The sequence below is a fragment of the Maribacter sp. Asnod1-A12 genome (genome assembly GCF_045063735.1).
GTDB lineage: Bacteria > Bacteroidota > Bacteroidia > Flavobacteriales > Flavobacteriaceae > Maribacter.
The window spans coordinates 3,151,249-3,177,573 of record NZ_JBEFNZ010000006.1; the positions used below are offsets into that span (position 1 = coordinate 3,151,249).

Sequence of the window (26,325 nt, forward strand, 5' to 3'; positions counted from 1 at the left end):
TGTGTTATTAAAGGAGATTAAAAACATATTTCATTTAGAATTAGATGCTATTTATGGTAAGGACGAGGTCAATAGTTTCTTCTATTTACTAATTGAGCATTATTTTGATTTAGAACGTTTTGTTTTAGCAATGCAGCCAGAGTTAATTATAGATAAAGAACAGGAGACTATTATGTTTCAAGCCTTATCCGAATTAAAACTAGAAAAGCCTATTCAGCATATTATTGGAACATCATATTTTATGGACCTTGATTTTAAGGTCAATGAGCATGTATTGATACCAAGACCTGAAACTGAAGAATTGGTTCGTTGGATATTGGATGATGTAAAAGATGTAAAACAATCATTGACTATTCTGGATATGGGTACAGGTAGTGGTTGTATTCCAATTTCTTTGGATAAAAATTTGATAAATGCAAAAGTATTCGGGTTGGATATTTCTTCGGATGCTTTAAAAGTAGCAGATGAAAATAACCGATTACTTGGTGCTAGCGTAAATTTTTTCAAAGCGGATATACTGTCTCTGGATAAAGAAACGGCAACAAAAGAATTAGACCAGAAGTTTGATATCATTATATCTAATCCGCCATATGTGCGAGAATTAGAAAAAGAAGAAATGCAGAATAATGTAATAGCACATGAGCCTGGTTTGGCACTTTTTGTTCCTGATGAAGACCCTTTAAAGTTTTATAGCGCAGTAGTTAATTTTGCAGCTGACCATCTAAATGAAGACGGATGTTTGTATTTAGAGATTAATCAGTATTTGGGTAAAAAAACGATGAGTTTATTAGAAGAATCTAATTTTAAGACTATAGAGTTACGGAAAGATATGTTTGGTAATGACCGCATGATAAAAGGAATAAGAAAATGAAAAGTATTGTAGTTTTTTGCGGTAGTAGTGAAGGTGTTGATTCTGCATATGGTTTACAGGCATCAGAATTAGGAGAGACTTTTGGGAAGAATAATATTCAATTAGTTTATGGTGGCGCTAAAATAGGCATCATGGGTAAAGTAGCTGAAGGAGTATTAAACAATGGAGGAAAGGTGATAGGAGTAATTCCTGTATTTCTAAAAAAGAAAGAAGTGGTTCATGAGGGCTTGACAGAATTAATAGTTACCCAAAACATGCATGAACGTAAATTGAAGATGCATGATCTATCTGACGGAATAATAATGCTACCTGGCGGATTTGGAACGTTGGAGGAATTTTTTGAAATGTTGACCTGGTCTCAGCTAGGGCTACATCAATATCCGATAGGAATATTAAATACAAACGGATTTTACGATTCCCTTTTAAAGATGATGCATGACATGGTCAAAGAAGGTTTTGTAAAGCAAGAACATATAAATACTATTTTGGTGGACGATGATATAAATTCATTACTAGAAAAAATGGAAAATTACATTCCGTTACCAACACCAAAGTGGATTAATAAAGAGCAGCTTTAAGGAATATGAAAGCAAAAATAGAAGCACTAAGAAAAGAGTTACGAGAGCATAATCATAATTACTATGTGTTGGATAGTCCTACCATTTCTGATTATGATTTTGATATGAAATTGAAAGAATTACAGGATTTGGAGGCAAAACACCCGGAATTCTATGATGCCAGTTCACCTTCACTTCGGGTTGGTGGAATGATCACTAAGAATTTTGCGACCGTAGTTCATGAGCACAGAATGTATTCTTTAGATAATTCGTACTCCAAAGAAGATTTAGAAGATTGGGAGAAACGTATTCAGCGTAACCTAGGCGATGTGCCTGTGGCTTTTACGTGCGAGTTAAAGTACGATGGAGCATCTATAAGTATAACCTATGAAAAAGGAAAACTGATAAAGGCCGTTACCCGCGGAGACGGAATTCAGGGAGACGATGTCACCAATAATATTAAAACGATAAAATCTGTTCCACTGCAACTAAAGGGGGATTACCCTGAGAAGTTTGATATACGTGGAGAAATCGTTTTGCCTTTTGACGGATTCATGAAAATGAACGAAGAGCGCGTAGCAAATGGCGAAGATCCATATATGAACCCTAGAAATACAGCTTCAGGAAGTTTAAAGCTTCAAGATAGTAGTGCTGTTGCAGAAAGACCGTTGGAGTGTCTGCTATATAGTATCGTTGATAGAAACTTGAATATAGATTCTCAGTTTCACATGTTAGAGAAAGCCCGGGAATGGGGTTTTAAAGTGCCAACCGTTGCAAAGCTTTGCCAAACTACAGATGAAGTTATGGCTTTTGTAGAGGAATGGGATGTGAAAAGACATGAATTGCCATATGAAACAGACGGAGTTGTGATTAAAGTAAATAGTCTTCAGAATCAAGAAGAATTGGGTTTTACTTCTAAAGCTCCAAGATGGGCAATGGCATATAAGTTTAAGGCGGAACAAGTATCTACTACCCTCAATGAAATTACATATCAAGTAGGGCGTACAGGGGCAATTACACCTGTAGCGAATTTAGAACCTGTTTTATTGGCAGGTACAACGGTCAAAAGAGCTTCATTGCATAATGCAGATCAAATAGCAAAATTAGATATTCGTGTTGGCGATACCGTATTTGTAGAAAAGGGAGGGGAAATTATTCCAAAAATTATAGCGGTAGATTTAACCAAAAGACCAGCCGATTCAGTTCCAACGGAGTATATACATCAATGTCCGGAATGTGGAACAGAGCTGACTAGAACAGAAGGCGATGCAAAACATTACTGTCCTAATGAATATGGTTGTCCTCCACAGATAACAGGTCGTATTCAGCATTTTATTTCAAGAAAGGCAATGGATATTGAAGGCTTAGGTGCTGAGACTGTAGAGTTGCTATTTAAAGAAGGTTTAATAGACGATTATGCCGATTTGTATAAACTCACCAAAGAAGATATTTTACCTCTGGAGCGAATGGCAGAGAAGTCCGCCGAAAATTTAGTCAAAGGAGTATCAGAATCGGTAAAAGTGCCTTTTGAGCGTGTTTTGTTCGCTTTAGGTATTCGTTTTGTAGGGGAGACCGTGGCAAAGAAATTGGCAAAAGCATATAAGAATATAGATGCGCTGAAAGAAGCAACTCTAGAGCACTTGACTTCGGTAGATGAAATAGGTGATCGTATAGCACAAAGTGTGATAGACTTTTTTGCAAATGAAAAAAATATAGATGCCATAGAAAGATTACGTAGTTACGGAGTGCAATTAGAAATATCTGCAGAGAAATTGCAAAACCAGACCGATACTTTAGCGGGTAAAACCTTTGTAGTATCAGGTGTTTTTGAGATATTAAGTAGAGATGAGCTTAAGAAGAAAATAGAAGATAATGGAGGTAAGGTAGGTTCTTCCATATCATCAAAGACTAGTTTTTTGGTTGCAGGGGATAAAATGGGACCAAGTAAGCGTACCAAGGCAGAGAAGTTGGAAATACCGATTATCAGTGAGCAAGATTTTATAAACATGTTAGCATAAACAACTATGGACGTTTTTACAATAATTTCAGTACTAGTATTTCTATCGGCAATTTTTGGCTATATAAATGCTCGTTTTCTAAAACTACCTAACAGTATTGGCTTAATGCTGATTACAATTCTGTTTACATTGGCAGTTTTTTTAATAGGTTATATTGATGACACTTTAATTAATGCAGAGCGATATATTATAACCCAGATAGATTTTAAAGCTGTACTGCTAGATATTATGTTAAGTTTCCTATTGTTCGCAGGAGCACTTCATACAAATTTTGAACAATTAAAAGTACAGCGTTGGCCTATATTGGTGTTCTCTACCTTAGGTGTGCTGGTGTCTACTTTTTTAGTTGGTACTAGCATGTATTATTTATTACAATTGATAGGAATGGATATTTCTTTTATCTATTGTCTATTGTTCGGTTCCTTAATCTCACCTACAGATCCAATTGCAGTATTGGGTATATTGAAGAAGGCAGGAGCGCCAAAACAATTAGAAACTAAAATTGTGGGCGAATCTTTGTTTAATGACGGGGTAGGAGTAGTTGTTTTCTTAACCATATTTCAGCTTGCATCTGCAACTGAAGTCGCTGTTAGTCCGTTAGACATTTTAGAACTTTTTGGAGTTGAGGTCATAGGTGGTTTAGCATTAGGTCTAGCGTTAGGTTGGGGAACATGGAAGCTTATGAAATCTATAGATGATTATGATATAGAGGTTATCATCACCTTGGCAACGGTAATGGTAGGTACATTGATAGCGCAGAAATTCCATTTGTCTGCCCCTTTGGCAATGGTTGCTGCAGGTTTGGTGGTTGGTAATGACACGGTACGTAATTCAGCCATGTCAGAAACTACAGAAACCTACGTAGACAAATTTTGGGAGCTGTTAGATATTTTATTGAACACTTTACTGTTTGTTTTAATAGGGATGGAAATGCTTGTACTATCTTTTAAAACAGAATATGTAATTGCTGGGTTGTTAGCAATTCCGTTAGTATTGGTTTGTAGATACTTGTCGCTATTAATTCCTATTAAATTCTTTGAGAAGAAACTAGATTTTATACCGAAAACTAATTTGGTGATGACCTGGGGCGGTTTGCGTGGAGGTATTTCCATAGCATTGGCATTAGGCTTATCTGATGAAATGCATAGAGATGCATTTCTAGTAATCACATATATAGTTGTTGTATTCTCTATTATTGGACAAGGTTTAACAGTAGAGAAGCTTATTAAAAGAGTTGTAAAATGATACCGAAGACCTATGTTGAATTTGAAAGAAGTTTAGAACTGTCCACTGTTCCAAAAGAATGGTCAGACGGATTAAAAGCGGCTTGGTATGATGCTAAGGGAGATTGGGAAGCTTCTCATAACATAGCACAGGATATGCATAATACTTTAGGTAGTTGGTTACATGCCTATTTGCACAGAAAAGAAGGCGACCGTTTTAATGCAGGATATTGGTACAGGTTGGCAAAAAAAGAATACCCCACAATTACCTTAGACGAAGAGCTTAAGGTAATTGTGGAATATATTATTCAAAATTAAATTGAGTTACTAATTTGTTTCTTCCAATGATACTATGTGAGTAAACTCCGCGCTTCCTTTAGAGTCTTTAGCTTTCACTTTAAAAGCAGCATCTCCATTAAAATCTGAATTAAATTTAATGGTAGCAATAGATTTTAAAGTAGAATCAGTTGCACTTTCTTCAATATTAATAATTTCTATACTTCCAGATTCAATAGTCCATGTGATAGTTGCAACACGAGCATTAAACTCCGTAGCGAATGTAATTGTTTCATTAGGTAATGCAAAGTCTGTACCATTGAAACAAACTTTAGTGCTTGTAGTAGAAAAATCCCCTAAATCACAAGAGGTAAAACTTTTTGGGTTTAAGCTTGACTCGTTATCATCATCACTAGAACATGAAAATTGAAAAGTAGCAATAACAATTAAGAGTAACAGGTTAATTGATTTTTTCATTGGTGGGAGTTTAAATAGGTTTGTAATAAGAAATAACAACTCTAAAATAGGAAAAATAGTACATAAAGTTATCTGTTTAACCTTTTTTAATGTTAAAATTCAGTTGTAGTTGTAGTTGTAGTTGAAAATTTCCATTTTGGACTACCATTTTAGAGAATTGGCAAAGTACTTCAAGTGAATTAACTTGAACTTTGCAGTATGAAAAAAATATCAAACTTCGGAATATTTACACTACTGTTAGTGAGCAGTTTAACGATAATGGTAGGTACCGTAATTGCGCCATCATTATCAGGAATTATACAACATAAAGATTTGGGTTTTTCGCCTAGTTGGTTAATTACGTTACCGTCATTAGGTGTTGTGGTTTTTGCTCCTTTAATAGGTTGGTTGTTGAATAAGATGAGTCCGCTTAAATTGCTCGCTCTTGGACTAGTTCCATATGCCGTTTTGGGGTTAATAGGCGCTTTTATAGACAATCAATACCTTTTAATTTTAGATCGTTTTCTACTAGGTGCGGCAACGGTTGCGATTCAAGTTTCGGTCACCGCATACATAGCAGCACAATATGAAGGTGAAGCGCGTATGAAAATGATTGCTTGGCAAGGAATGGCTATAGAGTTAGGTGGCGTAGTTTTTTTGGCAATAGGAGGGATTTTAGGTGAGATGTTCTGGCAATATCCCTTTTATATCTATCTCATAGCGTTAGTATGTCTTTTATTGGTTTTTAAAACCTTACCGAAAATTGAAGAATCCGTTAGAGAAGAAGAAACTTTTGCTGAGGTTACTACAAGTGAAAAACTTAAAACACGAATAATTGTATCCTCGTCCTTACTGGCTATGATGCTATTTTTCATTGGTTTTGTAACCCTACCATTATATCTGCCAACAAATTTTGGTTTTAGCGAATCTGAAACAGGATACCTTATGGCGTTCATTTCTGTTATTGCTATTGTTACGGCTAGTCAAATGCCTAGAATGGTTAAATTATTAGGAGATGGAAAGACGGTTACTTTGGGGTTTGTTTTTTTTATGTTAGGCTATATCGTTCTCGCTTTGGCTACAAGTGTGCCTTTCCTAATATTGACAGCTATTTGTATTGGAATAGGATTTGGGTTTACCATTCCACTGCTAAACCATATGACCATAGAAGTGAGTAATAGTCAAAACCAGGGAAAAAATTTAGGGTTGTTTTCAATGGCGGTCTTTGGCGGACAATTCTTGTCAACCTTTATAGAATATATTTCTAAAAATTATATGGCGATCTACGGAGTGGCAGCTGCTTTGGCACTAGTAATTGCGATAGTAATGTATTATCAATTTCAAAAAGCAAGCAGCGACTAATATTGCTTGAATTCTTTTTACTTTTATAGTCTACTATGAAAGCAAAAGAATTTGAATAGCTGGAAGACCAAAATAAAGATCACTGTAAATTTTGAATCGAATACAGAATTGCTATCTGATAATTCCATGGGTATATATTTTGAATATGATTCAGATGAAACCTTGGTTGTTCATTTTAAACCATTGAACGAGGTGTTTTCAGAGAGTACTCTTTTTAGCACTCAGGGTGTATTAATCAATTTTGAACGTGATTTAATTGACGAAGATGATATAGAGTATGCTTTAGATGTAATGTCGTTATTCAACAAGTTTCCGCAGTATCATATTCAAGATGCAAAAGAAGTAAATCAAATAAGTAAGATTATTGAATTACTGAAAGATGAATACTATAGCGATACAGTATCTTACATAATGCTGAAAACTTTGTTAAAGGTGCTATTATTACATTTAATAAGATTTCAGAACGATGAGTTATTACCTCAAGATATTCACCAGAAAAGAGTATTTCAGTTTTTGGAATTAATGGAAGTTAACTTTTTAAAAGAAACAAATTCAGATTATTATGCCAATGAATTGGGAATTAGTACAAAACGCTTAAACCAAATTTTACAAGAAAAATTGAACTTGACCGCTAAGCAGATTATCCAGCAGCGACAAGTTACCGAGGCAAAACGAAAGCTTATAAAAAGTGAAATTACTACAAAGGAATTGGCGTTTGAATTAGGATTTGAATCCATCAGTAGCTTTTCCCGTTTTTTTAAGAAAAATGTAGGTGTTAGCCCAACGGTATTTAAATCTCAAGAAGCGTCTTAAGGGTAAAAGGGTAAAAACAAAAAAGAATCGAGATTAATCAAACCTCGATTCTTTTAGATGATGTGTATAGCGTATTAAATCATTTTGAAATCCAATAATAACTCTCCTTCTATAGAAGCTTGTAAGTGATCTCCTTTAAATGTTTCACCTGCACCTATAGCAGGGGTTCCTGTGAATATCATATCACCAGGATTCAATGTCATAAATGTAGAAACAAAGCTGATGATTTCAGCAAAGTTATAGATGATATATCCAGTATTACCAACCTGTTTCTTTTCACCGTTAATAACTAAGTCAAAATTAATGTTGTCTAATTCTGGAAAATCGGCAACAGGCTTAAAACCAGCAATAGGAGAGGCGCCATCAAAACCTTTTGCCAAAGCCCAAGGTCCTTTTTTCTCTCTACTAGCAGTAAGTACATCTTTTGCGGTATAATCAATACCAATACCTATTTCAGAAATGTATGAATTTGCCTCTTCAATAGAAACATTCTTTGCGGTTTTTCCAATCTTAACCACTAGTTCTACTTCATAAATTAACTGACCGGTAATTGATGGGAAAACGACATCTTTGCTATCGGTAACCAAAGATGAATCTGGTTTTGTAAAAATAAGTTGAACATCATTTTTTAATCCGTCTATTTCAGATTTATCGACTACATAATTCTTTCCTATACCTATTATTTTCATTGCTTATAATCTTAATGTGAAATTATTTGTGGTACTAAATTAATGATTATTACAACCCTGCTATAGTGAATGTATTGAAATCACATTATCCCTGTGTTTTGTTTTAGGATTAAGCTGAGGTATTGTTTTACTTTATTTTAATAAATCCATCGTTTTAAGGGCTGATAAGGTAACGGATTTTCTTTTTTTACTAAATTCATTCATATTAATATCAGAAGATAAAGGCTCTATATTAGTAGCGAAGAAGTAGGTATTGTCTGTTGCTTCAACATAGCCTACAAACCAACCATTGTATTTTTCGCTACGGATGGATAATCCGGTTTTACCGTTGAGTGTATAGTTCTTTTCCGTATCGATAATCATGATTTTTTGAACAATATCTTTTGTTCTTTTTGAAATAGGAAGTTTGTTGCCATAGAACCTTTTTAAGAAATCGATCTGTTGCATTTGGTTGATACGCGATGTACCTTCCAACCAAAAGTTTTGAATGTTTAACGCGTCTATATGTAAGTCACCATAATGTAGTTTTTCTACATAGGCGTTCATTCTTTCAGGGTTTATTTTTGAGGCTACCTCTTGATAACATGGCACGCATGAGTATTGAAAGGCATCTTTTAAAGGTAGATCCTGTTCCCATATATCTAACCATCTGTCTTCACCGTTCCATTTAAAAATGGTGCTGTCACTTTCAATGACTCCCGTTTCAAGTCCTATAATGGAGTTTGCAATTTTAAAAGTAGATGCTGGTAATTTTCCTTCGTTTGCCCATTCAAAATCATTAGAGTAGTAAATATCATTCTTTAAATCATATATAAGTATAGCACCCTTAACATTCGCAGAATTGATTATAATTTGAAATTTTGGCTTTACTATTTTATTGTTAATAGTATTTTGTTGTTTGTCAATGTGTCTCTTATGTTGTTCTTTGCATGAACTAATATATAAAATAAGTAAAACTATATAATGGAATTTCAATAACATAAAGGTATAGGTTAAAATAGGGTTGTAGGGTAGAATCTAGATTATGATATTGTATAATTATTTTTAAAATCTACAACTCCTTCCGAAAACAAACACTATTTTCCATCTTCTCGTACGGAGGGTAGTTTTCTGTAACTTGATAGTTGTTCTTTTTATAGAGTGCTATGGCTTCTGGTTGGCGTAATCCGGTTTCTAAAACGGTATGGCTATAATTCAATTCTTTTGCCCATTCTTCTAATACTACTAATACTTTAGAAGCAATTCCTTTTCCGCGGTAATCTGGTTGTACATACATGCGTTTTATTTCAACTGAATCTTTGTTGAACTCTTTGAAAGCCCCACAAGCAACACAGATTTCATTAGCATAAAAGACAACACAATTTTTTAACTGCTCAATACCGTTAAATTGTGCGTAGAAAGTATTTTCACTACCATCTCGCAATGCCAAATCGGCATCAAGTAAAGCTACTAATTCTTTGAAATCTTGATTATCGTTTGAATAACGTTTAAAGTATAGCATAATATGGTCTATATTTTAGACTTTAATTGTGTATCCATTTGCTGTGGTACCCATGTTATCAAAATAGAAATCGATACGACCAAGATTGATACCGAAACAGCCTACTTGATTCACTAGAACATCTCGCTCTGCCGCATTGTTGACAACAGTTGGTCTGTCTAAAAACGTATGTGTGTGTCCGCCGATAATTAAATCCGTATATTTTGTTTTTCTCGCGAGCTTTAAATCATCTGGTTTTTGGCTATTGTATTCATATCCAAGATGAGATAGGCAAATGACCAAATCACATTTTTCTATTTCCTTGAGTTTTATCTCTATATCTGTTGCTAATTCGTATGGGTCAAGAAAAACTGTTTCTTTATATAATTGCTTGGTAACCAAACCAGCTAGTTGAATTCCTAATCCGTATACACCAATTTTAACTCCATCTTTCTCATATATTTTATACGGTTCGGTAAACCCGTCTAGAACAGTATTGGTAAAATCATAGTTGGCACTAATGAAATTAAATTTGGCATTTGGCATTTGTGCTAGCAGACCACCTATACCATTGTCAAAATCATGATTTCCGATAGTGGTAGCATCATAATTTAGCATGCTCATCAATTTAAATTCTAACTCACCACCATAGAAATTGAAATAAGGAGTACCTTGAAAAATGTCTCCTGCATCGAATAAAAAAGTATTCGGGTTCTCTTTTCTGATACTGTCTACCAAACCAGCCCTGCGAGCCAAACCACCCAATCCGGGAAAATCTGCATGATCATTTGGGAAAGCATCTACATGGCTGTGCACATCGTTGGTGTGTAAAATGGTAATATGCTTTTTTGTATGTAAAGCACATGAATTTAAACATAGACCACCAATGGATAGTAAACTAGAGGAGGCTGCGGTATTTTTTATAAATTTTCTTCTTTCCATATTACTGTAATTGATAATATCTTAAATCTACCTTAGGTGCTAGTGTGTCAACTTTAGAAAAGAAGTCTATCATAGCATTTCGTATTTTGTAATCCGTTTCCGTTTTAGATACGGCTTCTTTAAAAAAGTTCATATTATCGCCACCGGTTACTAAATAATCTGATGTGGCTACATAATACGATTTATCGACCTTTATAGAATTGCCCCCAATAGTAAATTTCTTAATAGAGTTATCTTTGTTTAAAATCAATTGTGCACCGGCAATAGGGTGTGCACGTTTAGATTTTATAAGATAATCGACCATTTTGAATATGGTTTCCCCTTTTAATTCTACAACAACAACTGAATTTTCAAATGGCATAACCTCATAAGCTGTTCTAGAAGTTACTGCTCCTTGAGATATTAGAGAGCGTATGCCGCCATGGTTTAAAAGTACCATATCGATATGGTTTCCAGTACGTTTTTTATAGATAGGGTTAGTTTCGCTTAATACAATATCAGCCATCAAATTGCCGGCTGTAGTATTTAGAGTGCCGTCAGTTTTTGAAATGATATAGGGTGCATATGCCAAAGTACTATCTAAAATATTTTCAACTCGATCATGATATGGCTGAATAAATTTTTGGATACTGTCAACAGAAGTATAACTAGTATCAATGGCTATCTGCTTGCCAGTCAGTTCTTTTAATTGTTCTGGTTTGCTCTTGCAAGATGTTAAATTTATCATTGTTATAAATATAACATAATGTTTTATTTTTAAATTACCAAAGTGTTTTAACTTCGCCATAGAGTTGCAGGGATATTTTTTACATTTGTCAAAATGTAAAAATACATGTTTTTAAAAGGAATTAAGGACAAGTTTAAACGGAAATCTGGTCGTAAAATTTTAAAACAATTGGTGGCATCGCCAGTTGCTGTGGCACGTGAGAGTAAGGGTATACGTTCTGTAGGCTGTATTGTAGATTTAGATAAATTTGAGAAATCTGAAGTATTTTTTCAGTTTCAAGATGAGTTGTCGCTACATCCTAATGCGGTAAAAATAATTGGTTATAAGCGTTTTTATGATAAAAACTCGCCTTATGCCACTCCGGTTTTTTCGGATAAAGATTTGGGTTGGAACGGTGAAATAGAAAACAGTTATGCTCTTGAGTTCTTAGGACGAGAATATGACCTATTAATTAATTATTACGATGAAGATAGTCTGTTGTTAAATTTAATGTCTCTAAAAACTAAGGCTCGTATAAGAGTAGGTTTTAAAGAAATTGGAACAACATACAATGATTTAATGTTAGATACGCCTTTAAAGGACTTTCAGATTTTTAAGAAAGAATTGAAAAAGTACCTGGGCATTTTTAAAGAGATTTAATTATGAAAGAATTACGGGGAGCAGGAGTAGCGCTGATTACGCCTTTTAAAGAAGATGGATCAGTAGATGTAGAGGCTCTTAAAAAAGTTGTGGCTTTTAATATTGCAGGTAATATAGATTACTTGGTGGTTTTAGGCACTACCGCAGAATCTGTTACACTATCAAAGACAGAGAAACTTTTGGTTATGCGCACAGTTGAAGAGGTCAATGCAGGTGTATTGCCTTTGGTAATTGGTGTAGGTGGTAATAATACCATGGCTTTGGTAGAAGAATTGAAATCGGCAGATCTTTCTGCATATGACGCGATTTTATCCGTTTCCCCTTACTATAATAGACCGACACAAGAAGGAATTTATCAGCATTTTGCAGCACTATCCCAAGCTTCGCCGTTACCGATAATACTTTATAACGTACCGGGGCGTACGGGTAGTAATATGTTGCCGGAAACCGTTGTGCGTTTAGCTAAGAAATTCGAAAATATTGTAGCGGTAAAAGAGGCATGTGGCGATATGACCCAAGTACAAGAATTGATATCTAAAAGACCAGATGGATTTTTAGTGCTATCGGGAGATGATATTACGGCATTGCCCACTATTGTAGCCGGGGGAGATGGAGTAATTTCTGTTATTGGTCAAGGTCTACCTAAAGAATTTTCGAAAATGGTCAATGAAGGCTTAGAGGGTAATACCGAAGTAGCCTACAGTCATCATTATCAAATGCAAGAAGGAATGAAGTTGATATTTGAAGAGGGAAACCCTGCAGGTATTAAGGTTATATTTGAGTATTTAGGTTTAGCTAAGCCATTTGTAAGGCTACCGTTAATCTCAGCAAGTGATACTTTAAAGCATCGAATTGTTTCTTTTATGGAATCTTTGATTCGCATTCCAGCATAAATATTCGTTAAATCTTCACTAGGTAGGACATTCTTATGATATAAAGCCTGTATTTTTATTGGTTTAAAATGTTTTTTAAATCCATTGATAATCACTAATTTTGCAAAATGTTTTTTAAAATGAGGAGAGTTTTTTCAATACTATTGATTGCCATAGCTTTACAATCTTGTAGTGAGTACCAAAAAGTACTTAAGCATGATGATATAAAAGCTAAATACGACATGGCTGAAGCTTTCTATGAAGAAGGTGATTTTAGAAGAGCGAATAGGTTGCTTGAGCAAATTGCTCCTAAATATGTAGGTAAACCGCAAGGAGAACGTGTAATGTACTTTTTGTCAAATAGTTATTTTCAGCGAGGAGATTTTAACATGGCCGGCTATCAGTTTGAGCGATTTGTAAAATCATATCCTAAAAGTGATAAAGTGGTTGAAGCTACTTTTTTAAGCGCTAAGAGTTATTATGAGCTTTCTCCAGATTATTCTTTAGATCAAACCGATACTGAGAAAGCGTTGTTGAAATTGCAAAATTTCATTAACACATATTCGGATTCAGAATATTTTGCGGAAGCCAATGCTATGGCGCAGGAGCTTACAACAAAAAAAGAGGAAAAAGCGTTTGAGATATTAAAGCAGTATAACAAATTGGGTGAGTTCAATTATGATATGCTTAAATCTGCAGTAGCTGCTAGTGATAATTTTGTTTCGGATAATCCTGGTTCTCCGTTTAGAGAAGAGGCAATGTTTGTTAAGGTTGAAGCCCTTACACATATGGCTGTAAATAGTTTCGAGCAACTAAAAGAGGAGCGTTTGAAAAAAGCCAAGTCTGCTCATGCTGCAATGAAAAAGCAGTTTCCGGAATCCAAATTCGATAAGGAAGCTACTGATTTAATTGAAAAAATTGATAAAGAATTACAACGTATGCAAGCGCAGGTCGTTGAATCAAAATAAATAATTTAATAATGAATATGAACGATTTAAAAAACTCTAAGGCATCGGTATCTACGGTAACTATTAACCGTAATGAGTTTGATGAGCCAACAGAAAATATATACGAGGCTATTTCAATTGCTGCAAAGCGTGCTGTTCAGATTAATTCTGAAATAAAAAAAGAGCTTTTAGAAAAGTTAGAAGAGTTTGCTACTTATAGCGATAGTTTAGAAGAAGTCTTTGAAAATAAAGAACAAATTGAAGTTTCAAAATTTTACGAAAAATTACCGAAGCCACACGCAATGGCGGTAGAAGAGTGGTTAATGGATAAAATCTACCATAGAAATACAGAAAAAGACGCTTAAGAAATATGTTGAACGGCAAAAATGTTCTTTTAGGAATTACCGGAGGAATTGCTGCTTATAAAACAACATTCTTAGTTCGTTTATTTATAAAAGCTGGCGCTAACGTTAAGGTCATACTTACCGATAGCGCCAGCTCTTTTGTTACCCCGCTTACCCTTGCTACTTTGGCTAAAAATCCCGTAGTCCTTGATTTTGTTAAGACAGACGAGAATACGGTAGATTGGAATCATCATGTAGAAATGGGACTTTGGGCAGACTTGATGTTGATTGCGCCAGCTACTGCAAATACCATGTCTAAAATGGCAACAGGTAATTGCGACAATATTTTAATGGCTACCTATTTATCGGCTAAATGTCCGGTTTTCGTTGCTCCGGCTATGGATTTAGATATGTATAAACATCCAAGTACGAAAAGTTCTTTAGATTCGCTTGCTTCTTTTGGTAATAAAATAATACCTGCAACCAGTGGCGAGCTTGCTAGTGGTTTACATGGTGAAGGTAGAATGGCAGAACCAGAGGATATCATAAGTTTTATTAAGAAACAGCTTTCGGAAGGATTACCATTGTCAGGAAAGAAAGTTTTGATTACTGCAGGTCCAACCTACGAAGCTATTGATCCTGTACGTTTTATAGGAAATCATTCTTCTGGATTAATGGGATTTGAGCTCGCTAAAACAGCTGCAAACCTTGGCGCCGAAGTGTATTTGATTACCGGACCAACAAACTTATCTGTTACTCATGATCTTATTCACGTAGTCAATGTGGTATCCGCTGACGATATGTATCATAGTGCTCAAATGCATTATGAAACATCTGATATTGTTATTTGTGCAGCAGCGGTTGCAGATTATAGACCTAAAACCATTGCAGAACAGAAAATTAAAAAATCCGAAGAAAACTTTACTATTGAATTGGTAAAGAATAAAGATATCTTAAAAACCTTCGGTGATCATAAAAAGCATCAGTTCTTGGTTGGTTTCGCCCTAGAAACCGAAAACGAAATTGAAAATGCAAAAGGTAAACTAAAGTGTAAAAACCTAGATGCCATCGTGTTGAATTCTATGCGAGATAAAGGCGCTGGTTTTGGCGGCGTTACCAATAAAATTTCATTTATAGATACCAATTCTAGTATTACTACGTTTGAATTAAAGACCAAGGCAGAAGTTGCATTGGACATCTTCAATGAAATTATTAAAAGACGATATGCGTAAAGCGGTATTTCTATTACTTTTTATCTTTATTGGTTTTTTATCAAATGCTCAAGAATTGACTTGTGCGGTAACGGTCAATTCTGATCAGCTTACTCAAGGAGACCAGCAGGTTTTTAAAACTTTAGAGCGTTCGCTGAATGATTTTGTCAATAAGACCAAATGGACAAATAGAGTGTATAAAGAGAATGAAAGGGTAAATGCGCAAATGTTCATTACTATCACCTCTTACGAATCCAATAGCTTTAGTGGTAATATTCAAATTCAGTCTTCAAGACCTGTCTATAATACTTCGTATTCTACACCAGTTTTTAATTACAAGGACAATGCGTTCAATTTTCAATACATAGAATTTCAGCCGATGATTTTCAATGAGAATCAGTTCGAGTCTAATTTGGTTAGTGTCATGGCGTATTACGTGTATGTAATATTAGGGTTAGATGCCGATACGTTTTCTTTAGAAGGCGGAACTGAGTTTTATAGAAAAGCACAGAATATTGTTACACAGGCACAAGGTAGTAACTCTGCGGGATGGAGCCAGTCAGCCGATTCTAACAGAAGTAGATTTGAATTAATTGATAATCTTTTATCGAATACCTATAGAGAGTACCGTATTGCTATGTATAACTACCACAGAAAAGGGCTAGATATATTGCCTGATAATAACAGCACTGGTAAGCAAGTAATCGCAGGTACAATGAATCTTTTTCAGACCATGATCAATAGAAGGCCAAATGCCTTTTTAATTTCAACTTTTTTTGATGCAAAATCAGAAGAGATAAAGAATATTTTCTCTGACGGACCAAAAGTTGATATCGTAAAGCTGAAAGAAACCCTTAATAAAATAGCTCCTTTATACGCTACAACTTGGAACGATATTAAATATTGAACCATTTTACAAAACGGAATTATAGATTACCTTTGTGAATCTAAAATTCTAACGTGTGCTTTCAACCCTTTCCATTTCTAATTACGCATTAATTGATCGTCTAGAAGTAGACTTCAATAGAGGTTTCACGGTTATTACCGGTGAAACTGGCGCCGGTAAATCTATTTTACTTGGTGGACTATCTTTGGTGTTAGGTAAACGTGCAGATTTAAGTTCTTTACGGGTTAAAGATCAGAAATGTATTATTGAGGGTACTTTTAAGATAGATACGTACGGACTCCAGAGTTTTTTTGAAGAAAATGATTTGGATTATGATGACAGTACGGTCATTAGGCGAGAGATTTTACCAAGTGGTAAGTCTAGAGCATTTGTAAACGATACTCCAGTAACTTTAGGGGTCTTATCTACATTGGGTGAAAACCTAATAGATATTCATTCTCAGCATCAGACTATGCAACTTACTGAAAATGACTTTCAGTTAAAATTAGTAGATGCGCTGGCAAACAATCAAAAAAGATTAACGGCATATAGAAAAGATTTAAAAACTTATCGTAAAGCGCAGAAGGAATTAGAGAAACTTATTGAACTTCAAAGCACAGCGAACAAAGAACAGGATTACAACACGTTTTTGCTGGAAGAGTTAGAAAAAGCACCGTTAAAAGTAGGGGTTATTGAAGAGCTGGAAGAAGAATATGAACAGCTGAACAATGTGGAGTTGATTATGGAGCAGTTATCTAAAGGAGACCAATTGTTCAATGATGAGCAAATAGGGGTTTTACCTTTAGTAACAGAAATGCGCCAATCACTTTCAAAACTGATAGATTTTGGGTCTAGCTACAAAGATTTGTTTGAGCGTGTAAAATCTGTAATGATAGAACTAGATGATGTGAGTACAGAATTGCAGCGTCTTCAAGAAGGGGTAGAGGCGAACCCTGATCAGCTAGAACAGGTGAATAATAAATTACAGCTGCTGTATAATTTACAGAAAAAGCATAATGTCAGCGATATAGCTGAGTTGATTAACATTAAGAACGACCTTGCTGATAAAGTTTTTGAAACAGCCAATTTAGATGATAAAATTGCAGCTAGAACAAAGGAAATAGAAGAGATGGAAGTTGTCTTGGAATCAAAGGCTGTTCTGTTACGCGAAAAAAGAAACTCGGTAATTCCACAACTTAAGAAAAAATTGGAGTCCGATTTGGGGCTGTTAGGTATGCCAAGTGCATTGTTCGAAATAAAATTAAGCGCTGCGGAGGCGTTTACGGTTACCGGTAAAGATGAGCTTTCATTTTTATTTACCGCCAATAGAGGTGGTAGTTATGGCGAATTAAAGAAAGTAGCATCTGGTGGGGAATTGTCTAGAATAATGTTGGTGATCAAATCCATACTTGCCAAGTATGAAAAGTTGCCAACGATTATGTTCGATGAAATAGACACAGGTGTGTCAGGGGAAATATCTGACCGCATGGCAGATATTATGAAAGATATGAGTACGGATTTACAGGTGTTTTCGATTACGCATTTACCACAAGTAGCATCAAAAGGAAACAACCATTTCAAAGTCTTTAAAACAGAAGGTAAAGAACGTACGATGACCAATTTAAAGCAATTGACCAATGATGAAAGAGTGGTAGAGTTGGCTCATATGCTAAGTGGTAAAGATCTTTCTGATTCTGCATTGGCACATGCAAAAGAACTTTTAAGTGCATCTTCAAGTATATAAAACATTACATTTTTGAAAAATGTGATTGGTCTTGTGCTGATTGAGATTTTATGCTACTACATTAAGACTGTTGTTTTAGGGTTTTTAAGTAGTACTTCAATTCTCTATTAACATATTTTGGATATCTTTGAATTTTAAATCTAACTATAGAATCAACCATCATGGGATATAACTTATTAAAAGGTAAAAGAGGAATTATTTTTGGAGCATTAGACGAAAATTCTATTGCGTGGAAAACAGCTCAAACGGTACACGCAGAAGGCGGTACTTTTGTTTTAACAAATGCCCCAATTGCTATGAGAATGGGTCAGATAGACCAATTGGCAAAAGAAACAGGTTCAGAAATTATACCTGCAGATGCTACAAGTGTTGAAGACTTGGATAATTTAGTTGCAAAGGCAGTTGAAATTTTAGGAGGAAAAATAGATTTCGTATTACATTCAATAGGTATGTCTGTTAACGTACGTAAAGGTCGTGCTTACACAGATGAAAAATATGATTTTACGGCTAAAGGATGGGATGTTTCTGCGCTTTCTTTTCATAAAGTATTGCAATCACTTTATAAAGCGGATGCTATGAACGAGTGGGGAAGTGTTGTTGCTTTGACTTACATGGCTGCGCAAAGAACATTTCCGGATTATAACGACATGGCAGATAACAAAGCGTATTTAGAATCTGTTGCCCGTAGCTTTGGCTATTTCTTTGGTAAAGAGAAAAACGTACGTGTAAATACTATTTCTCAATCACCAACTGCAACAACTGCCGGACAAGGGGTAAAAGGTTTTGACGGCTTTATCAGTTATGCGGAAAAAATGTCTCCGTTAGGTAATGCTTCAGCTCAAGATTGTGCTGATTATACTATTACCTTATTCTCTGACCTTACCAGAAAGGTAACCATGCAGAACTTGTTTCATGACGGTGGTTTCTCTAATACAGGAGTTAGTCAAGAAGTTATAGAGAAGTTTTAATCAAGATTTTAATATTCCAATTTCATTGGAGCCTATTCATTTAAGGAGCGTAAAAATGGACTTATCGTTTTCTTTTATCATTCCAGTATATAATAGGCCCAACGAAATTAAGGAACTGTTGAGTAGTCTACGTTTACAAACCTATGACAAAACTTTTGAGGTGGTTATCGTCGAAGACGGTTCTACTATTTCATCTGAAGAAGTCATAGGTGAGTATGTAGATGATCTAGCTATTTCATATTACAAGAAGCCAAATTCTGGTCCTGGAGATTCTCGGAATTATGGTATGGCTAGGGCAAAGGGTAATTACTTTATAGTATTGGATTCTGATTGTATTTTACCACGGCAGTACCTTGTGGAAGCAGAAAAGAGTTTACAAGAAGATTATGTGCATTGCTACGGCGGACCGGATGCGGCACATGAATCTTTTTCTACCGTTCAAAAAGCAATTAACTATGCTATGACTTCTTTTTTGACAACAGGAGGAATTCGTGGTGGTAAGAAATCAGTAGATAAATTTCAGCCCAGAAGCTTTAATATGGGTATTTCTAAAGAAGCTTTTAGTACAGTGGGCGGTTATGGAAATATTCACCCCGGTGAAGATCCAGATCTAACCATACGCATTTGGAATAAAGGGTATAGAACTAAATTGATTTCAGAAGCATTTGTGTATCATAAAAGGCGAATAGACTGGAACAAATTTTATATTCAGGTGAATAAATTTGGTATGGTACGCCCTATATTGAATAAGTGGCATCCGGAGACCAAGAAGATTACCTATTGGTTTCCAACTGTATTTTGTTTAGGATTTGTGATTTCGGTATTATTGGCATTTGTAGGTTTCAAGATTCCGTGGTTTATATATTCAACATACTTTTTAGTTTTGTTTATAGATGCGCTTTTCAAAACTCGTAATTTAAAAGTGGCATTTTTATCACTGGTGGCAACAGCGATACAATTTTTTGGATATGGATACGGATTTTTAAAATCAACCTTGTATATTAATTCTTCAAATAAAAAGCCAGAGGAAATTTTTCCGAAATTATTTTTTAGAGTGAATTGATGGAACGTTTAGTAGAGTGGATAAAAACAGGACTAAAGAAAAGAAAGGTAAAAGTCTTTCTTGTGTTCTTGTTGTGTGCTTCACTTGCTTGGTTAATTAATAAGTTATCGCTTACCTATACAAATAACACCACTTTTCAAGTGGAATATGTAAATGTTCCGGACGAATTCTTATTGGCAAATACTCCAAAAGATGAAATTGAAGTACGTCTTCAAGCAGCTGGATTTCAATTTTTAGGATATGAATTAAAACCCAAGCAGGTAAAGTTAGATGTTAGTAAGGTGATGCATAAAGACGGTGCCTACTATTTAACATCAGATCAAATTAGAATTCAGTTAGAATCTCAGCTTAATAATTATAGCATACTAACAGATTTTGATAGTGATGCTATATATTTTGATTTTACATCTTTAGAAACCAAGAAGGTACCAGTAAAAGTAATGGTAGATATGACCTTTGCATCAAACCACATTCTGGAAGGGGAGATTGAAGTAGTGCCGGATTCAATTCAAATTTCAGGTCCTAAAAGTCAAATTGATACTATAAAACAAATAAGAACGACATTGTTTAAGTCTGATTATATAAATACTGCATTCTCAAATGAAATCGCCTTACAATTACCGGAACAATTAAAAGGAACAACTTTTTCAAATAAAAAAGTTAGGCTCTCTGGTAAGGTGGTTAAATTTTCTGAACAAGTAATAGAAGTTCCTGTTCAGGTAATCAACCTACCAGAAAATGTTAAGGTTCGTACTTTTCCAGAAATAGTTGAAGTCCGGTGTCAGGGTACTTTAGAGCATTTAAAGGAATTGGAAGTAGGAGATTTTTCTGTAGAGGCAGATTATGCTACGCTCTCAAAAGAGAATGAGAATACCTTGTCCGTAAAATTGGTAAAATATCCAAGAAGTTTAAATAATGCTGTAATCAGCACAAATGAAGTTGAATTTATACTTCGAAGAGAATGATGATAATAGGTTTAACAGGTGGAATAGGTAGCGGAAAATCTACGGTAGCTACTATGTTTAAAGAGTTAGGTGTTCCGGTTTATGATTCGGATCAACGGGCAAAATTCTTAATGAATACTTCCAAAGTTATTCATGACCAATTAGTTGCTTTATTAGGTAAAGAGGCTTTTAAGGATGGTGCGTTAAACAGATCATATATAGCTGGTAAAGTTTTTAATGATGCAGAGTTATTGGCAAAACTCAATAATATAGTGCATCCTGTGGTGAGGCAAGATTTTATAGATTGGTCTAATGATCAAGATGCAAACTATGTAATTCAAGAAACAGCTTTGTTGTTTGAAAATAAGGCTCAAGAACTCTATGATGAAGTCATATTGGTAACCGCTCCCAAAGAAGTCCGTATCAATCGTGTGTTAGATAGGGATAACACTACAAGAGAGCAGGTTGAAGCACGTATGAACAATCAACTTGATGATGAAACAAAATTAGAATTAGCCAATTATGTAATTGAAAATACTGACTTAGAAAGAACTAGGTCAAAAGTGCTACAAGTTCACGCATCTATCCTCTCTGACTGTTAGTAATTTAGCAATTTTAACATTTTTGTTAAGGTTAGGTTAAACGTACTACCCTCTAACTGTTAAATCTTTAATTTTAACACCCAATGAACAAAAAGTTATTTGTGCTCTTAGTGGTTTTAATGAGCCTTTCACTTATTGGTCTGATTTTCGTTCAAAGTTTCTGGATTAGCAAATCCATAGATAGTGGAGAAGAACAATTCTCTAGCAGTGTTTCAGAAGCATTGAACAGCGTCACCAATAAAATTACCGAAAGAGAATCTAAAAACTACTTTGATAGGTATTTACATGCAAAGGATAGTATTGGAGGAGAGCTAAAAGGTGCTCAGCTGACTAATTTTTTCTTTATTGATAGGGATATCAATTCTAATGAAATATTACTGTATGAACACGGTATATTAGAAGAAGATTATGGTATTTCGTCTACGTTCTTTGATAGTAGTGATGGTGCGGATACCACTATCATTAAAAATTTTACCAGTAAACGAACTACCTCTATTTTTAGGGCAGATTTTGATATAGAAAGTAATACGCCACGTTTTAATCCTATTCAAAGGATTGAAAAAATTGGGGGTCTTAACAAAATGGAAAAGGCTGCCATGGATGAAATGTTTATGGTTCATGCCAAGCGTGTACCTATTCACAAGCGTGTTTCCAAGCAAGAAATTGAATTGTTGCTGCAACGAGAATTGGAGAACAGAGGTGTTGATATTGCTTTTGAGTATGGAGTGTATAGCAATGGTCTACCGACCAAGGTGAAATCTTCCAAATTTAAATATGCAGAATCAAACATTTATAAATCTCCCATGTTTGTAGATTTTGAAGGAGTCTCAAATTTTGATTTGTTAGTTTCCTTTCCAAAGAAAAAACGATTCTTGGTACAGTCTATTTTAGGTCTGGCGCTTCTTTCACTGTTATTTACCATTATCATAGTGGTAGCTTATGCAGGGGCAATTTATCAGTTGATACGTCAAAAGCAGATATCTGAAATAAAAACAGATTTCATTAATAATATGACGCATGAGTTTAAAACTCCCATTGCGACTATTAATCTTGCGGTTGAAGCGATTAGAAACCCTAAGATAATTACCGATCAAGAAAAGGTTTTGCGCTATTTACAGATGATTAGAGATGAGAATAAAAGAATGCATGCTCAAGTAGAAAATGTATTAAGAATCTCTAAACTTGAAAAAAATCAGCTTGATATTAGTAAGGATAGGGTTAACGTTCACGACATTATAGAAGACGCTATTACTCACGTTCAATTAATAGTTGATGATAGGGGCGGATATATACACACACATTTAGATGCTGAACGATGTGAAGTGTTAGCTAATGAAATGCATTTTACCAATGTTATTGTAAATATGTTGGATAATGCGATCAAGTATTCTGAAGAAGCACCAAAAATTGATGTATTTACAGAAAGAGCTAAAAATTATATTATAATAAAAGTGCAAGATCAGGGTGCTGGTATGAGCAAGGCTGTGGTCAAGAAAGTATTTGAAAAATTCTATAGAGAGCACACAGGAGATTTGCACAACGTTAAAGGACATGGATTAGGATTGTCTTACGTTAAAAAAATAGTAGAAGACCACCAAGGCGAAGTATATGCCGAAAGTGAAAAAGGAAAAGGAAGTACATTTTACATAAAACTGCCGTTAATATAAAAATATATGGAAACAATAAACAAGAAAATACTTTTAGTAGAGGATGACCCAAATTTTGGGATTGTATTGAAGGATTATTTGTCAATGAATGACTTTGATGTCACTTTGGCCAAGAATGGAATGGAAGGATTTGAGAAGTTCAAAAAAGATAATTATGATATCTGTATTTTAGATGTGATGATGCCTTATAAGGACGGTTTCACGTTAGCGAAAGAAATTCGTGAAAAGAATGAGAATGTTCCAATTGTTTTTTTGACGGCAAAAACAATGAAGGAAGATGTTCTTAAAGGATATAAAGCTGGTGCAGATGATTATTTGAACAAGCCTTTTGATTCTGAAGTTCTACTTATGAAATTAAAAGCGATTCTTCAAAGAAAAGCTTCTAACGGATTGGCGGATAGCAAGAAATTTGAATTTACAATTGGTGGTTTTCACTTGAATTCTAAATTAAGATTCTTGAAATATAAAGATGAAGAATCAATTAAGCTTTCTCCAAAAGAGAATGAGTTATTGCGTTTGTTGGCTTTACATGAAAATGATTTAATGCCAAGAGAGCTTGCGCTGACTAAGATATGGAGAGATGATAACTACTTTACATCTCGTAGTATGGATGTTTATATTGCTAAACTACGTAAGTATCTTAAGGTTGATGATACAGTTGAAATATTGAACATACATGGTGAAGGTTTCCGTTTGGTTGTAAAGACTGAAGGAGAGTAATCTTACTAAGAACTATTATAAAAAAGCATCCTACTGGGATGCTTTTTTGTTTTATAACTTTTCTATAATATCCTTTACAATTTCATTGGGAGTTTGATCTATAGAAACTGTAAGTGCATCTTTTGGAGTTTCAAGATCATCAAATTGAGATTGCAACAAGCCTTTTGGCATGTAATGGTTTTCTCGTTTGTTTAGTCGGGCTTCTATGAGTTCAAAACTACCATCTAAAAAAACAAATTGATGTTTGTTCTCTAATTTTTTGCCAAGTATAGTTCTGTATTTTTCTTTGAGGGAAGAGCAAACTATTACAGCGCCAGTCTCTAAATTTTCAATACCTACCTCATTAAGTTTCTCTAACCAACCCTGGCGATCATCATCGTTTAATGGATGACCTTCTCTCATTTTTTTCACGTTCGCTTCTGGATGAAAACTATCACCATCAAAAAAAGGAAATTGTAATTTCTCTGCTAACAATTGACCAATGGTAGATTTGCCACTACCGGAAACACCCATTAAGAATAAGATTTGCTTTTTAACCATGTTTTAAATTTACAATTTCATTATCAATTTCTTGTAAAAGACTTTTAGGTGTATAATTATACTCAATCCATTTGGTGTCCTTGTTTCTTAAAAACCAAGTGAGTTGTCTTTTAGCAAATCTTCGTGTATTTTTCTTTATTTCAGATATAGCGAACTCTAAGATCCATTCATCATCGAAATAATTAAAAAGTTCTTTGTAGCCCACAGTTTGCAAAGCATTATAGTCCTTGTAATTAACTAAGTTTTTAGCTTCTTCTAAAAGTCCGGCTTCAACCATAAGGTCTACACGTTGATTTATGCGTTCATAGATCAAAGGTCGCTCAGCTTTCAGACCAACAGAAAGAACTTTAAATGCTCTTTTTGCTTTTGGTTTGTTCAAGAACGATGAATAGGGAGTACCGCTACCAATGGTAACTTCTAACGCCCTGATTACTCTTTGGGGATTATAAATATCTACCTTTTCAAAATATGTTGGGTCTAATTGTTTTAACTTCTTTTGTAGAGCTTCAATACCTTTTTCTGCCAATTCGGTATTCAAATCTTCACGAATCGATGGGTCTACAGTAGGGAAGTTGTTTAATCCGTCTGTAACGGCATTTACATACAGTCCACTACCACCAACCATAATTACGACATCATGAATTTTGAAAAGATCGGATAGTTTTTGAATGGCTTCTCTTTCAAAATCACCCACGGTGTATTGTTCGGTAATACTCTTATGTTGAATAAAATGATGTTTTGCTTGAGATAGCTCTTCTAAATTTGGTACAGCAGTACCTATATTCATTTCTTTGAAAAACTGTCTGGAATCGGCTGATATGATTTCGGTTTCATAGTGTTGGGCTAAAATTATAGCCAACTTGGTCTTACCGATGGCCGTTGGACCAACTATAGAGATTAGAATTTTATTCATTTAATATAGATCCACAGTTGTAACAATGGGTAGCATCGTCTCTATGACCTTCTTTGCTACAGGTTGGGCAAGATTGCGTATTAATATGAACATAACTACCAGAGGTCTTCAAGTCGGGAGTATCCTTGTTTTGTTTCGAAAACTCGGCGGTAACCATACCGGTGGGTACAGCGATAATGCCGTAACCTAATAGCATAATAATTGTTGCAATCGCTTGACCTTGTGGCGTTATAGGTGCAATATCTCCATAACCAACGGTGGTTAGTGTAACTATTGTCCAGTAAATACTAGTCGGTATACTAGTGAAACCAGCTTCATCACCCTCTATTAAATACATTAAGGTACCCATCATTACAGACGCGATTAATACGGCAAATAAAAACACGGTAATTTTAGCTCTACTTGCTCTAAGTGCTCTTTTTAATTGTGAGGCTTCGCCAAGAAAACGTGCTAATTTTAATATTCGAAACACGCGAAGTAATCTAAATGCCCGAACGGCTAAAAGTACTTGTGATCCCGCAAAAATATAGGAAATGTATAGCGGTATAGTAGATAAGAAATCTATAATACCATAAAAACTAAATATATAGGCACTAGGTTTTCTTATAGAAATAATTCGTGCTATGTATTCAATGGTAAAGAAAATGGTAACGATCCATTCAAGTACAAATAGAATTTCATGGTATTCTGCGTCAATAGCTTTTACACTTTCTAGCATGATAAGAATAACACTGAAAATAATAATTATGAAGAGAATAATATCGAACAATTTACCCATAGGGGTATCTGCTTCATAAATTATTTCATGAATTTTATGTTTCCAAGGTGATAGTTTTTCGTCTTCCTTCAAA

The 26,325-nt window shown here is 34.7% G+C and carries 29 protein-coding genes; 20 read left to right on the top strand and 9 right to left on the bottom strand.

All coding sequences use genetic code 11. The annotated features are described in order from the left end of the window. The first annotated feature begins 1 nt into the window (after position 1). Genes prmC through ACJJVP_RS13485 form a run of 5 tightly spaced genes read left to right on the top strand, consistent with a single transcriptional unit; the run spans position 2 to position 4,987 of the window. Positions 2–871 carry a peptide chain release factor N(5)-glutamine methyltransferase gene (gene prmC, locus ACJJVP_RS13465; protein ID WP_405414333.1) on the top strand — a complete coding sequence of 290 codons (870 nt, stop codon included), beginning with the start codon at positions 2–4 and terminating at the stop codon, positions 869–871. Further along, the gene (locus ACJJVP_RS13470) at positions 868–1,449 is read left to right on the top strand and encodes a TIGR00730 family Rossman fold protein (RefSeq protein WP_405414334.1); all 582 of its coding nucleotides are present in this window, start codon (positions 868–870) and stop codon (positions 1,447–1,449) included. Before prmC ends, ACJJVP_RS13470 begins: the two co-directional genes overlap by 4 nt. 5 nt (positions 1,450–1,454) lie before the next feature. Then, a complete protein-coding gene (gene ligA / locus ACJJVP_RS13475; RefSeq protein WP_405414335.1) occupies positions 1,455–3,446 on the top strand; it encodes an NAD-dependent DNA ligase LigA in 1,992 nt (663 codons plus the stop codon). Between the two features lie 6 nt (positions 3,447–3,452). After that, positions 3,453–4,691: a cation:proton antiporter gene (locus ACJJVP_RS13480; protein ID WP_405414336.1), complete on the top strand. Its 1,239-nt coding sequence runs from the start codon at positions 3,453–3,455 to the stop codon at positions 4,689–4,691. Further along, positions 4,688–4,987 (top strand): hypothetical protein, encoded by a 300-nt coding sequence (locus tag ACJJVP_RS13485; protein ID WP_405414337.1) that lies wholly within the window; start codon positions 4,688–4,690, stop codon positions 4,985–4,987. The genes ACJJVP_RS13480 and ACJJVP_RS13485 overlap by 4 nt, the downstream gene beginning before the upstream one ends. A 9-nt stretch (positions 4,988–4,996) precedes the next feature. On the opposite strand, the gene ACJJVP_RS13490 is transcribed toward ACJJVP_RS13485, so the two are convergent. Further along, the gene (locus tag ACJJVP_RS13490; RefSeq protein WP_405414338.1) at positions 4,997–5,422 is read right to left on the bottom strand and encodes a hypothetical protein; all 426 of its coding nucleotides are present in this window, start codon (positions 5,420–5,422) and stop codon (positions 4,997–4,999) included. Positions 5,423–5,620: 198 nt separating this feature from the next. Between ACJJVP_RS13490 and ACJJVP_RS13495 the strand changes: the two genes are divergently transcribed. Together ACJJVP_RS13495 and ACJJVP_RS13500 are read left to right on the top strand one after the other, a co-directional pair. After that, the gene (locus ACJJVP_RS13495) at positions 5,621–6,763 is read left to right on the top strand and encodes an MFS transporter (RefSeq protein WP_405414340.1); all 1,143 of its coding nucleotides are present in this window, start codon (positions 5,621–5,623) and stop codon (positions 6,761–6,763) included. A 51-nt stretch (positions 6,764–6,814) separates the two neighbouring features. Further along, positions 6,815–7,576, top strand: coding sequence for a helix-turn-helix domain-containing protein (locus ACJJVP_RS13500; protein WP_405414341.1), 762 nt, complete (start codon positions 6,815–6,817; stop codon positions 7,574–7,576). Between the two features lie 74 nt (positions 7,577–7,650). Here ACJJVP_RS13500 and ACJJVP_RS13505 read toward each other — a convergent pair whose 3' ends face one another. The 5 genes from ACJJVP_RS13505 to ACJJVP_RS13525 all read right to left on the bottom strand — a co-directional run bounded on the left by ACJJVP_RS13505 (position 7,651) and on the right by ACJJVP_RS13525 (position 11,414). Beyond that, positions 7,651–8,265 carry a fumarylacetoacetate hydrolase family protein gene (locus ACJJVP_RS13505; RefSeq protein ID WP_405414342.1) on the bottom strand — a complete coding sequence of 205 codons (615 nt, stop codon included), beginning with the start codon at positions 8,263–8,265 and terminating at the stop codon, positions 7,651–7,653. Between the two features lie 132 nt (positions 8,266–8,397). Beyond that, the gene (blaOXA, locus tag ACJJVP_RS13510; RefSeq protein WP_405414344.1) at positions 8,398–9,246 is read right to left on the bottom strand and encodes a class D beta-lactamase; all 849 of its coding nucleotides are present in this window, start codon (positions 9,244–9,246) and stop codon (positions 8,398–8,400) included. A gap of 70 nt (positions 9,247–9,316) precedes the next feature. After that, positions 9,317–9,766 carry a GNAT family N-acetyltransferase gene (locus ACJJVP_RS13515; protein ID WP_405414345.1) on the bottom strand — a complete coding sequence of 150 codons (450 nt, stop codon included), beginning with the start codon at positions 9,764–9,766 and terminating at the stop codon, positions 9,317–9,319. A gap of 15 nt (positions 9,767–9,781) precedes the next feature. Next, positions 9,782–10,687 carry a bifunctional metallophosphatase/5'-nucleotidase gene (locus ACJJVP_RS13520; protein ID WP_405414347.1) on the bottom strand — a complete coding sequence of 302 codons (906 nt, stop codon included), beginning with the start codon at positions 10,685–10,687 and terminating at the stop codon, positions 9,782–9,784. 1 nt (position 10,688) lies between these two features. Then, positions 10,689–11,414, bottom strand: coding sequence for a 5'-nucleotidase C-terminal domain-containing protein (locus ACJJVP_RS13525; RefSeq protein WP_405414349.1), 726 nt, complete (start codon positions 11,412–11,414; stop codon positions 10,689–10,691). A gap of 105 nt (positions 11,415–11,519) precedes the next feature. On the opposite strand from ACJJVP_RS13525, the gene ACJJVP_RS13530 reads away from it, so the two are divergent. From ACJJVP_RS13530 to ACJJVP_RS13590, 13 genes are all read left to right on the top strand, one after another. Continuing rightward, positions 11,520–12,053: a DUF6913 domain-containing protein gene (locus ACJJVP_RS13530; protein ID WP_405414351.1), complete on the top strand. Its 534-nt coding sequence runs from the start codon at positions 11,520–11,522 to the stop codon at positions 12,051–12,053. A 2-nt stretch (positions 12,054–12,055) separates the two neighbouring features. Beyond that, positions 12,056–12,946: a 4-hydroxy-tetrahydrodipicolinate synthase gene (gene dapA, locus ACJJVP_RS13535; protein ID WP_405414352.1), complete on the top strand. Its 891-nt coding sequence runs from the start codon at positions 12,056–12,058 to the stop codon at positions 12,944–12,946. Positions 12,947–13,065: 119 nt separating this feature from the next. Further along, positions 13,066–13,893 carry an outer membrane protein assembly factor BamD gene (locus ACJJVP_RS13540; protein ID WP_405414353.1) on the top strand — a complete coding sequence of 276 codons (828 nt, stop codon included), beginning with the start codon at positions 13,066–13,068 and terminating at the stop codon, positions 13,891–13,893. Positions 13,894–13,910: 17 nt separating this feature from the next. Continuing rightward, the gene (locus ACJJVP_RS13545) at positions 13,911–14,237 is read left to right on the top strand and encodes a DNA-directed RNA polymerase subunit omega (RefSeq protein WP_036158283.1); all 327 of its coding nucleotides are present in this window, start codon (positions 13,911–13,913) and stop codon (positions 14,235–14,237) included. A 5-nt stretch (positions 14,238–14,242) separates the two neighbouring features. Next, entirely contained in the window at positions 14,243–15,448 is a 1,206-nt protein-coding gene (gene coaBC, locus ACJJVP_RS13550) for a bifunctional phosphopantothenoylcysteine decarboxylase/phosphopantothenate--cysteine ligase CoaBC (protein ID WP_405414354.1), read from the top strand. Next, the gene (locus ACJJVP_RS13555; RefSeq protein ID WP_405416200.1) at positions 15,441–16,334 is read left to right on the top strand and encodes a DUF4835 family protein; all 894 of its coding nucleotides are present in this window, start codon (positions 15,441–15,443) and stop codon (positions 16,332–16,334) included. Before coaBC ends, ACJJVP_RS13555 begins: the two co-directional genes overlap by 8 nt. 55 nt (positions 16,335–16,389) lie before the next feature. Then, a complete protein-coding gene (gene recN / locus ACJJVP_RS13560) occupies positions 16,390–18,057 on the top strand; it encodes a DNA repair protein RecN (RefSeq protein WP_405414355.1) in 1,668 nt (555 codons plus the stop codon). A gap of 161 nt (positions 18,058–18,218) precedes the next feature. Continuing rightward, complete coding sequence (locus ACJJVP_RS13565; RefSeq protein ID WP_133672896.1) at positions 18,219–19,025, top strand: enoyl-ACP reductase; 807 nt, start codon at positions 18,219–18,221, stop codon at positions 19,023–19,025. 55 nt (positions 19,026–19,080) lie between these two features. Next, complete coding sequence (locus ACJJVP_RS13570; protein ID WP_405414357.1) at positions 19,081–20,088, top strand: glycosyltransferase; 1,008 nt, start codon at positions 19,081–19,083, stop codon at positions 20,086–20,088. Further along, positions 20,088–21,053 carry a hypothetical protein gene (locus ACJJVP_RS13575; protein WP_405414358.1) on the top strand — a complete coding sequence of 322 codons (966 nt, stop codon included), beginning with the start codon at positions 20,088–20,090 and terminating at the stop codon, positions 21,051–21,053. Before ACJJVP_RS13570 ends, ACJJVP_RS13575 begins: the two co-directional genes overlap by 1 nt. Then, on the top strand, positions 21,050–21,634 hold the full coding sequence (gene coaE / locus ACJJVP_RS13580) for a dephospho-CoA kinase (RefSeq protein ID WP_405414359.1): 585 nt from the start codon (positions 21,050–21,052) through the stop codon (positions 21,632–21,634). The genes ACJJVP_RS13575 and coaE overlap by 4 nt, the downstream gene beginning before the upstream one ends. Before the next feature lie 83 nt (positions 21,635–21,717). Beyond that, complete coding sequence (locus ACJJVP_RS13585) at positions 21,718–23,301, top strand: sensor histidine kinase (protein WP_405414360.1); 1,584 nt, start codon at positions 21,718–21,720, stop codon at positions 23,299–23,301. A 6-nt stretch (positions 23,302–23,307) separates the two neighbouring features. Next, positions 23,308–24,021, top strand: a complete 714-nt coding sequence (locus ACJJVP_RS13590; RefSeq protein WP_027067244.1) for a response regulator transcription factor — start codon at positions 23,308–23,310, stop codon at positions 24,019–24,021. A gap of 51 nt (positions 24,022–24,072) precedes the next feature. Here the strand turns inward: ACJJVP_RS13590 and ACJJVP_RS13595 are convergent, their stop codons facing one another. From ACJJVP_RS13595 to ACJJVP_RS13605, 3 genes are read right to left on the bottom strand one after another with little or no spacing between them, the layout of a single operon-like run. Continuing rightward, positions 24,073–24,561 (bottom strand): gluconokinase, encoded by a 489-nt coding sequence (locus ACJJVP_RS13595; protein WP_405414362.1) that lies wholly within the window; start codon positions 24,559–24,561, stop codon positions 24,073–24,075. Next, positions 24,554–25,474 (bottom strand): tRNA (adenosine(37)-N6)-dimethylallyltransferase MiaA, encoded by a 921-nt coding sequence (gene miaA, locus ACJJVP_RS13600; RefSeq protein ID WP_405414363.1) that lies wholly within the window; start codon positions 25,472–25,474, stop codon positions 24,554–24,556. Before miaA ends, ACJJVP_RS13595 begins: the two co-directional genes overlap by 8 nt. Next, positions 25,467–26,324 (bottom strand): ion transporter, encoded by an 858-nt coding sequence (locus ACJJVP_RS13605; protein ID WP_405414364.1) that lies wholly within the window; start codon positions 26,322–26,324, stop codon positions 25,467–25,469. Before ACJJVP_RS13605 ends, miaA begins: the two co-directional genes overlap by 8 nt. Position 26,325 lies beyond the last annotated feature (1 nt).

Excerpts from the sequence above, each read along its gene's own strand:
- ACJJVP_RS13485 (WP_405414337.1), top strand. The coding sequence starts at position 4,688 with ATGATACCGAAGACCTATGTTGAATTTGAAAGAAGTTTAGAACTGTCC.
- ACJJVP_RS13505 (WP_405414342.1), bottom strand. The coding sequence starts at position 8,265 with ATGAAAATAATAGGTATAGGAAAGAATTATGTAGTCGATAAATCTGAA.
- ACJJVP_RS13585 (WP_405414360.1), top strand. The coding sequence starts at position 21,718 with ATGAACAAAAAGTTATTTGTGCTCTTAGTGGTTTTAATGAGCCTTTCA.
- ACJJVP_RS13495 (WP_405414340.1), top strand. The coding sequence starts at position 5,621 with ATGAAAAAAATATCAAACTTCGGAATATTTACACTACTGTTAGTGAGC.
- ligA (WP_405414335.1), top strand. The coding sequence starts at position 1,455 with ATGAAAGCAAAAATAGAAGCACTAAGAAAAGAGTTACGAGAGCATAAT.
- ACJJVP_RS13575 (WP_405414358.1), top strand. The coding sequence starts at position 20,088 with ATGGAACGTTTAGTAGAGTGGATAAAAACAGGACTAAAGAAAAGAAAG.
- ACJJVP_RS13555 (WP_405416200.1), top strand. The coding sequence starts at position 15,441 with ATGCGTAAAGCGGTATTTCTATTACTTTTTATCTTTATTGGTTTTTTA.
- ACJJVP_RS13470 (WP_405414334.1), top strand. The coding sequence starts at position 868 with ATGAAAAGTATTGTAGTTTTTTGCGGTAGTAGTGAAGGTGTTGATTCT.
- miaA (WP_405414363.1), bottom strand. The coding sequence starts at position 25,474 with ATGAATAAAATTCTAATCTCTATAGTTGGTCCAACGGCCATCGGTAAG.
- dapA (WP_405414352.1), top strand. The coding sequence starts at position 12,056 with ATGAAAGAATTACGGGGAGCAGGAGTAGCGCTGATTACGCCTTTTAAA.
- ACJJVP_RS13515 (WP_405414345.1), bottom strand. The coding sequence starts at position 9,766 with ATGCTATACTTTAAACGTTATTCAAACGATAATCAAGATTTCAAAGAA.
- coaBC (WP_405414354.1), top strand. The coding sequence starts at position 14,243 with ATGTTGAACGGCAAAAATGTTCTTTTAGGAATTACCGGAGGAATTGCT.
- ACJJVP_RS13590 (WP_027067244.1), top strand. The coding sequence starts at position 23,308 with ATGGAAACAATAAACAAGAAAATACTTTTAGTAGAGGATGACCCAAAT.
- ACJJVP_RS13570 (WP_405414357.1), top strand. The coding sequence starts at position 19,081 with ATGGACTTATCGTTTTCTTTTATCATTCCAGTATATAATAGGCCCAAC.
- ACJJVP_RS13490 (WP_405414338.1), bottom strand. The coding sequence starts at position 5,422 with ATGAAAAAATCAATTAACCTGTTACTCTTAATTGTTATTGCTACTTTT.
- ACJJVP_RS13565 (WP_133672896.1), top strand. The coding sequence starts at position 18,219 with ATGGGATATAACTTATTAAAAGGTAAAAGAGGAATTATTTTTGGAGCA.
- ACJJVP_RS13540 (WP_405414353.1), top strand. The coding sequence starts at position 13,066 with ATGAGGAGAGTTTTTTCAATACTATTGATTGCCATAGCTTTACAATCT.
- ACJJVP_RS13595 (WP_405414362.1), bottom strand. The coding sequence starts at position 24,561 with ATGGTTAAAAAGCAAATCTTATTCTTAATGGGTGTTTCCGGTAGTGGC.
- ACJJVP_RS13545 (WP_036158283.1), top strand. The coding sequence starts at position 13,911 with ATGAACGATTTAAAAAACTCTAAGGCATCGGTATCTACGGTAACTATT.
- ACJJVP_RS13480 (WP_405414336.1), top strand. The coding sequence starts at position 3,453 with ATGGACGTTTTTACAATAATTTCAGTACTAGTATTTCTATCGGCAATT.
- ACJJVP_RS13530 (WP_405414351.1), top strand. The coding sequence starts at position 11,520 with ATGTTTTTAAAAGGAATTAAGGACAAGTTTAAACGGAAATCTGGTCGT.
- ACJJVP_RS13520 (WP_405414347.1), bottom strand. The coding sequence starts at position 10,687 with ATGGAAAGAAGAAAATTTATAAAAAATACCGCAGCCTCCTCTAGTTTA.
- blaOXA (WP_405414344.1), bottom strand. The coding sequence starts at position 9,246 with ATGTTATTGAAATTCCATTATATAGTTTTACTTATTTTATATATTAGT.
- ACJJVP_RS13525 (WP_405414349.1), bottom strand. The coding sequence starts at position 11,414 with ATGATAAATTTAACATCTTGCAAGAGCAAACCAGAACAATTAAAAGAA.
- coaE (WP_405414359.1), top strand. The coding sequence starts at position 21,050 with ATGATGATAATAGGTTTAACAGGTGGAATAGGTAGCGGAAAATCTACG.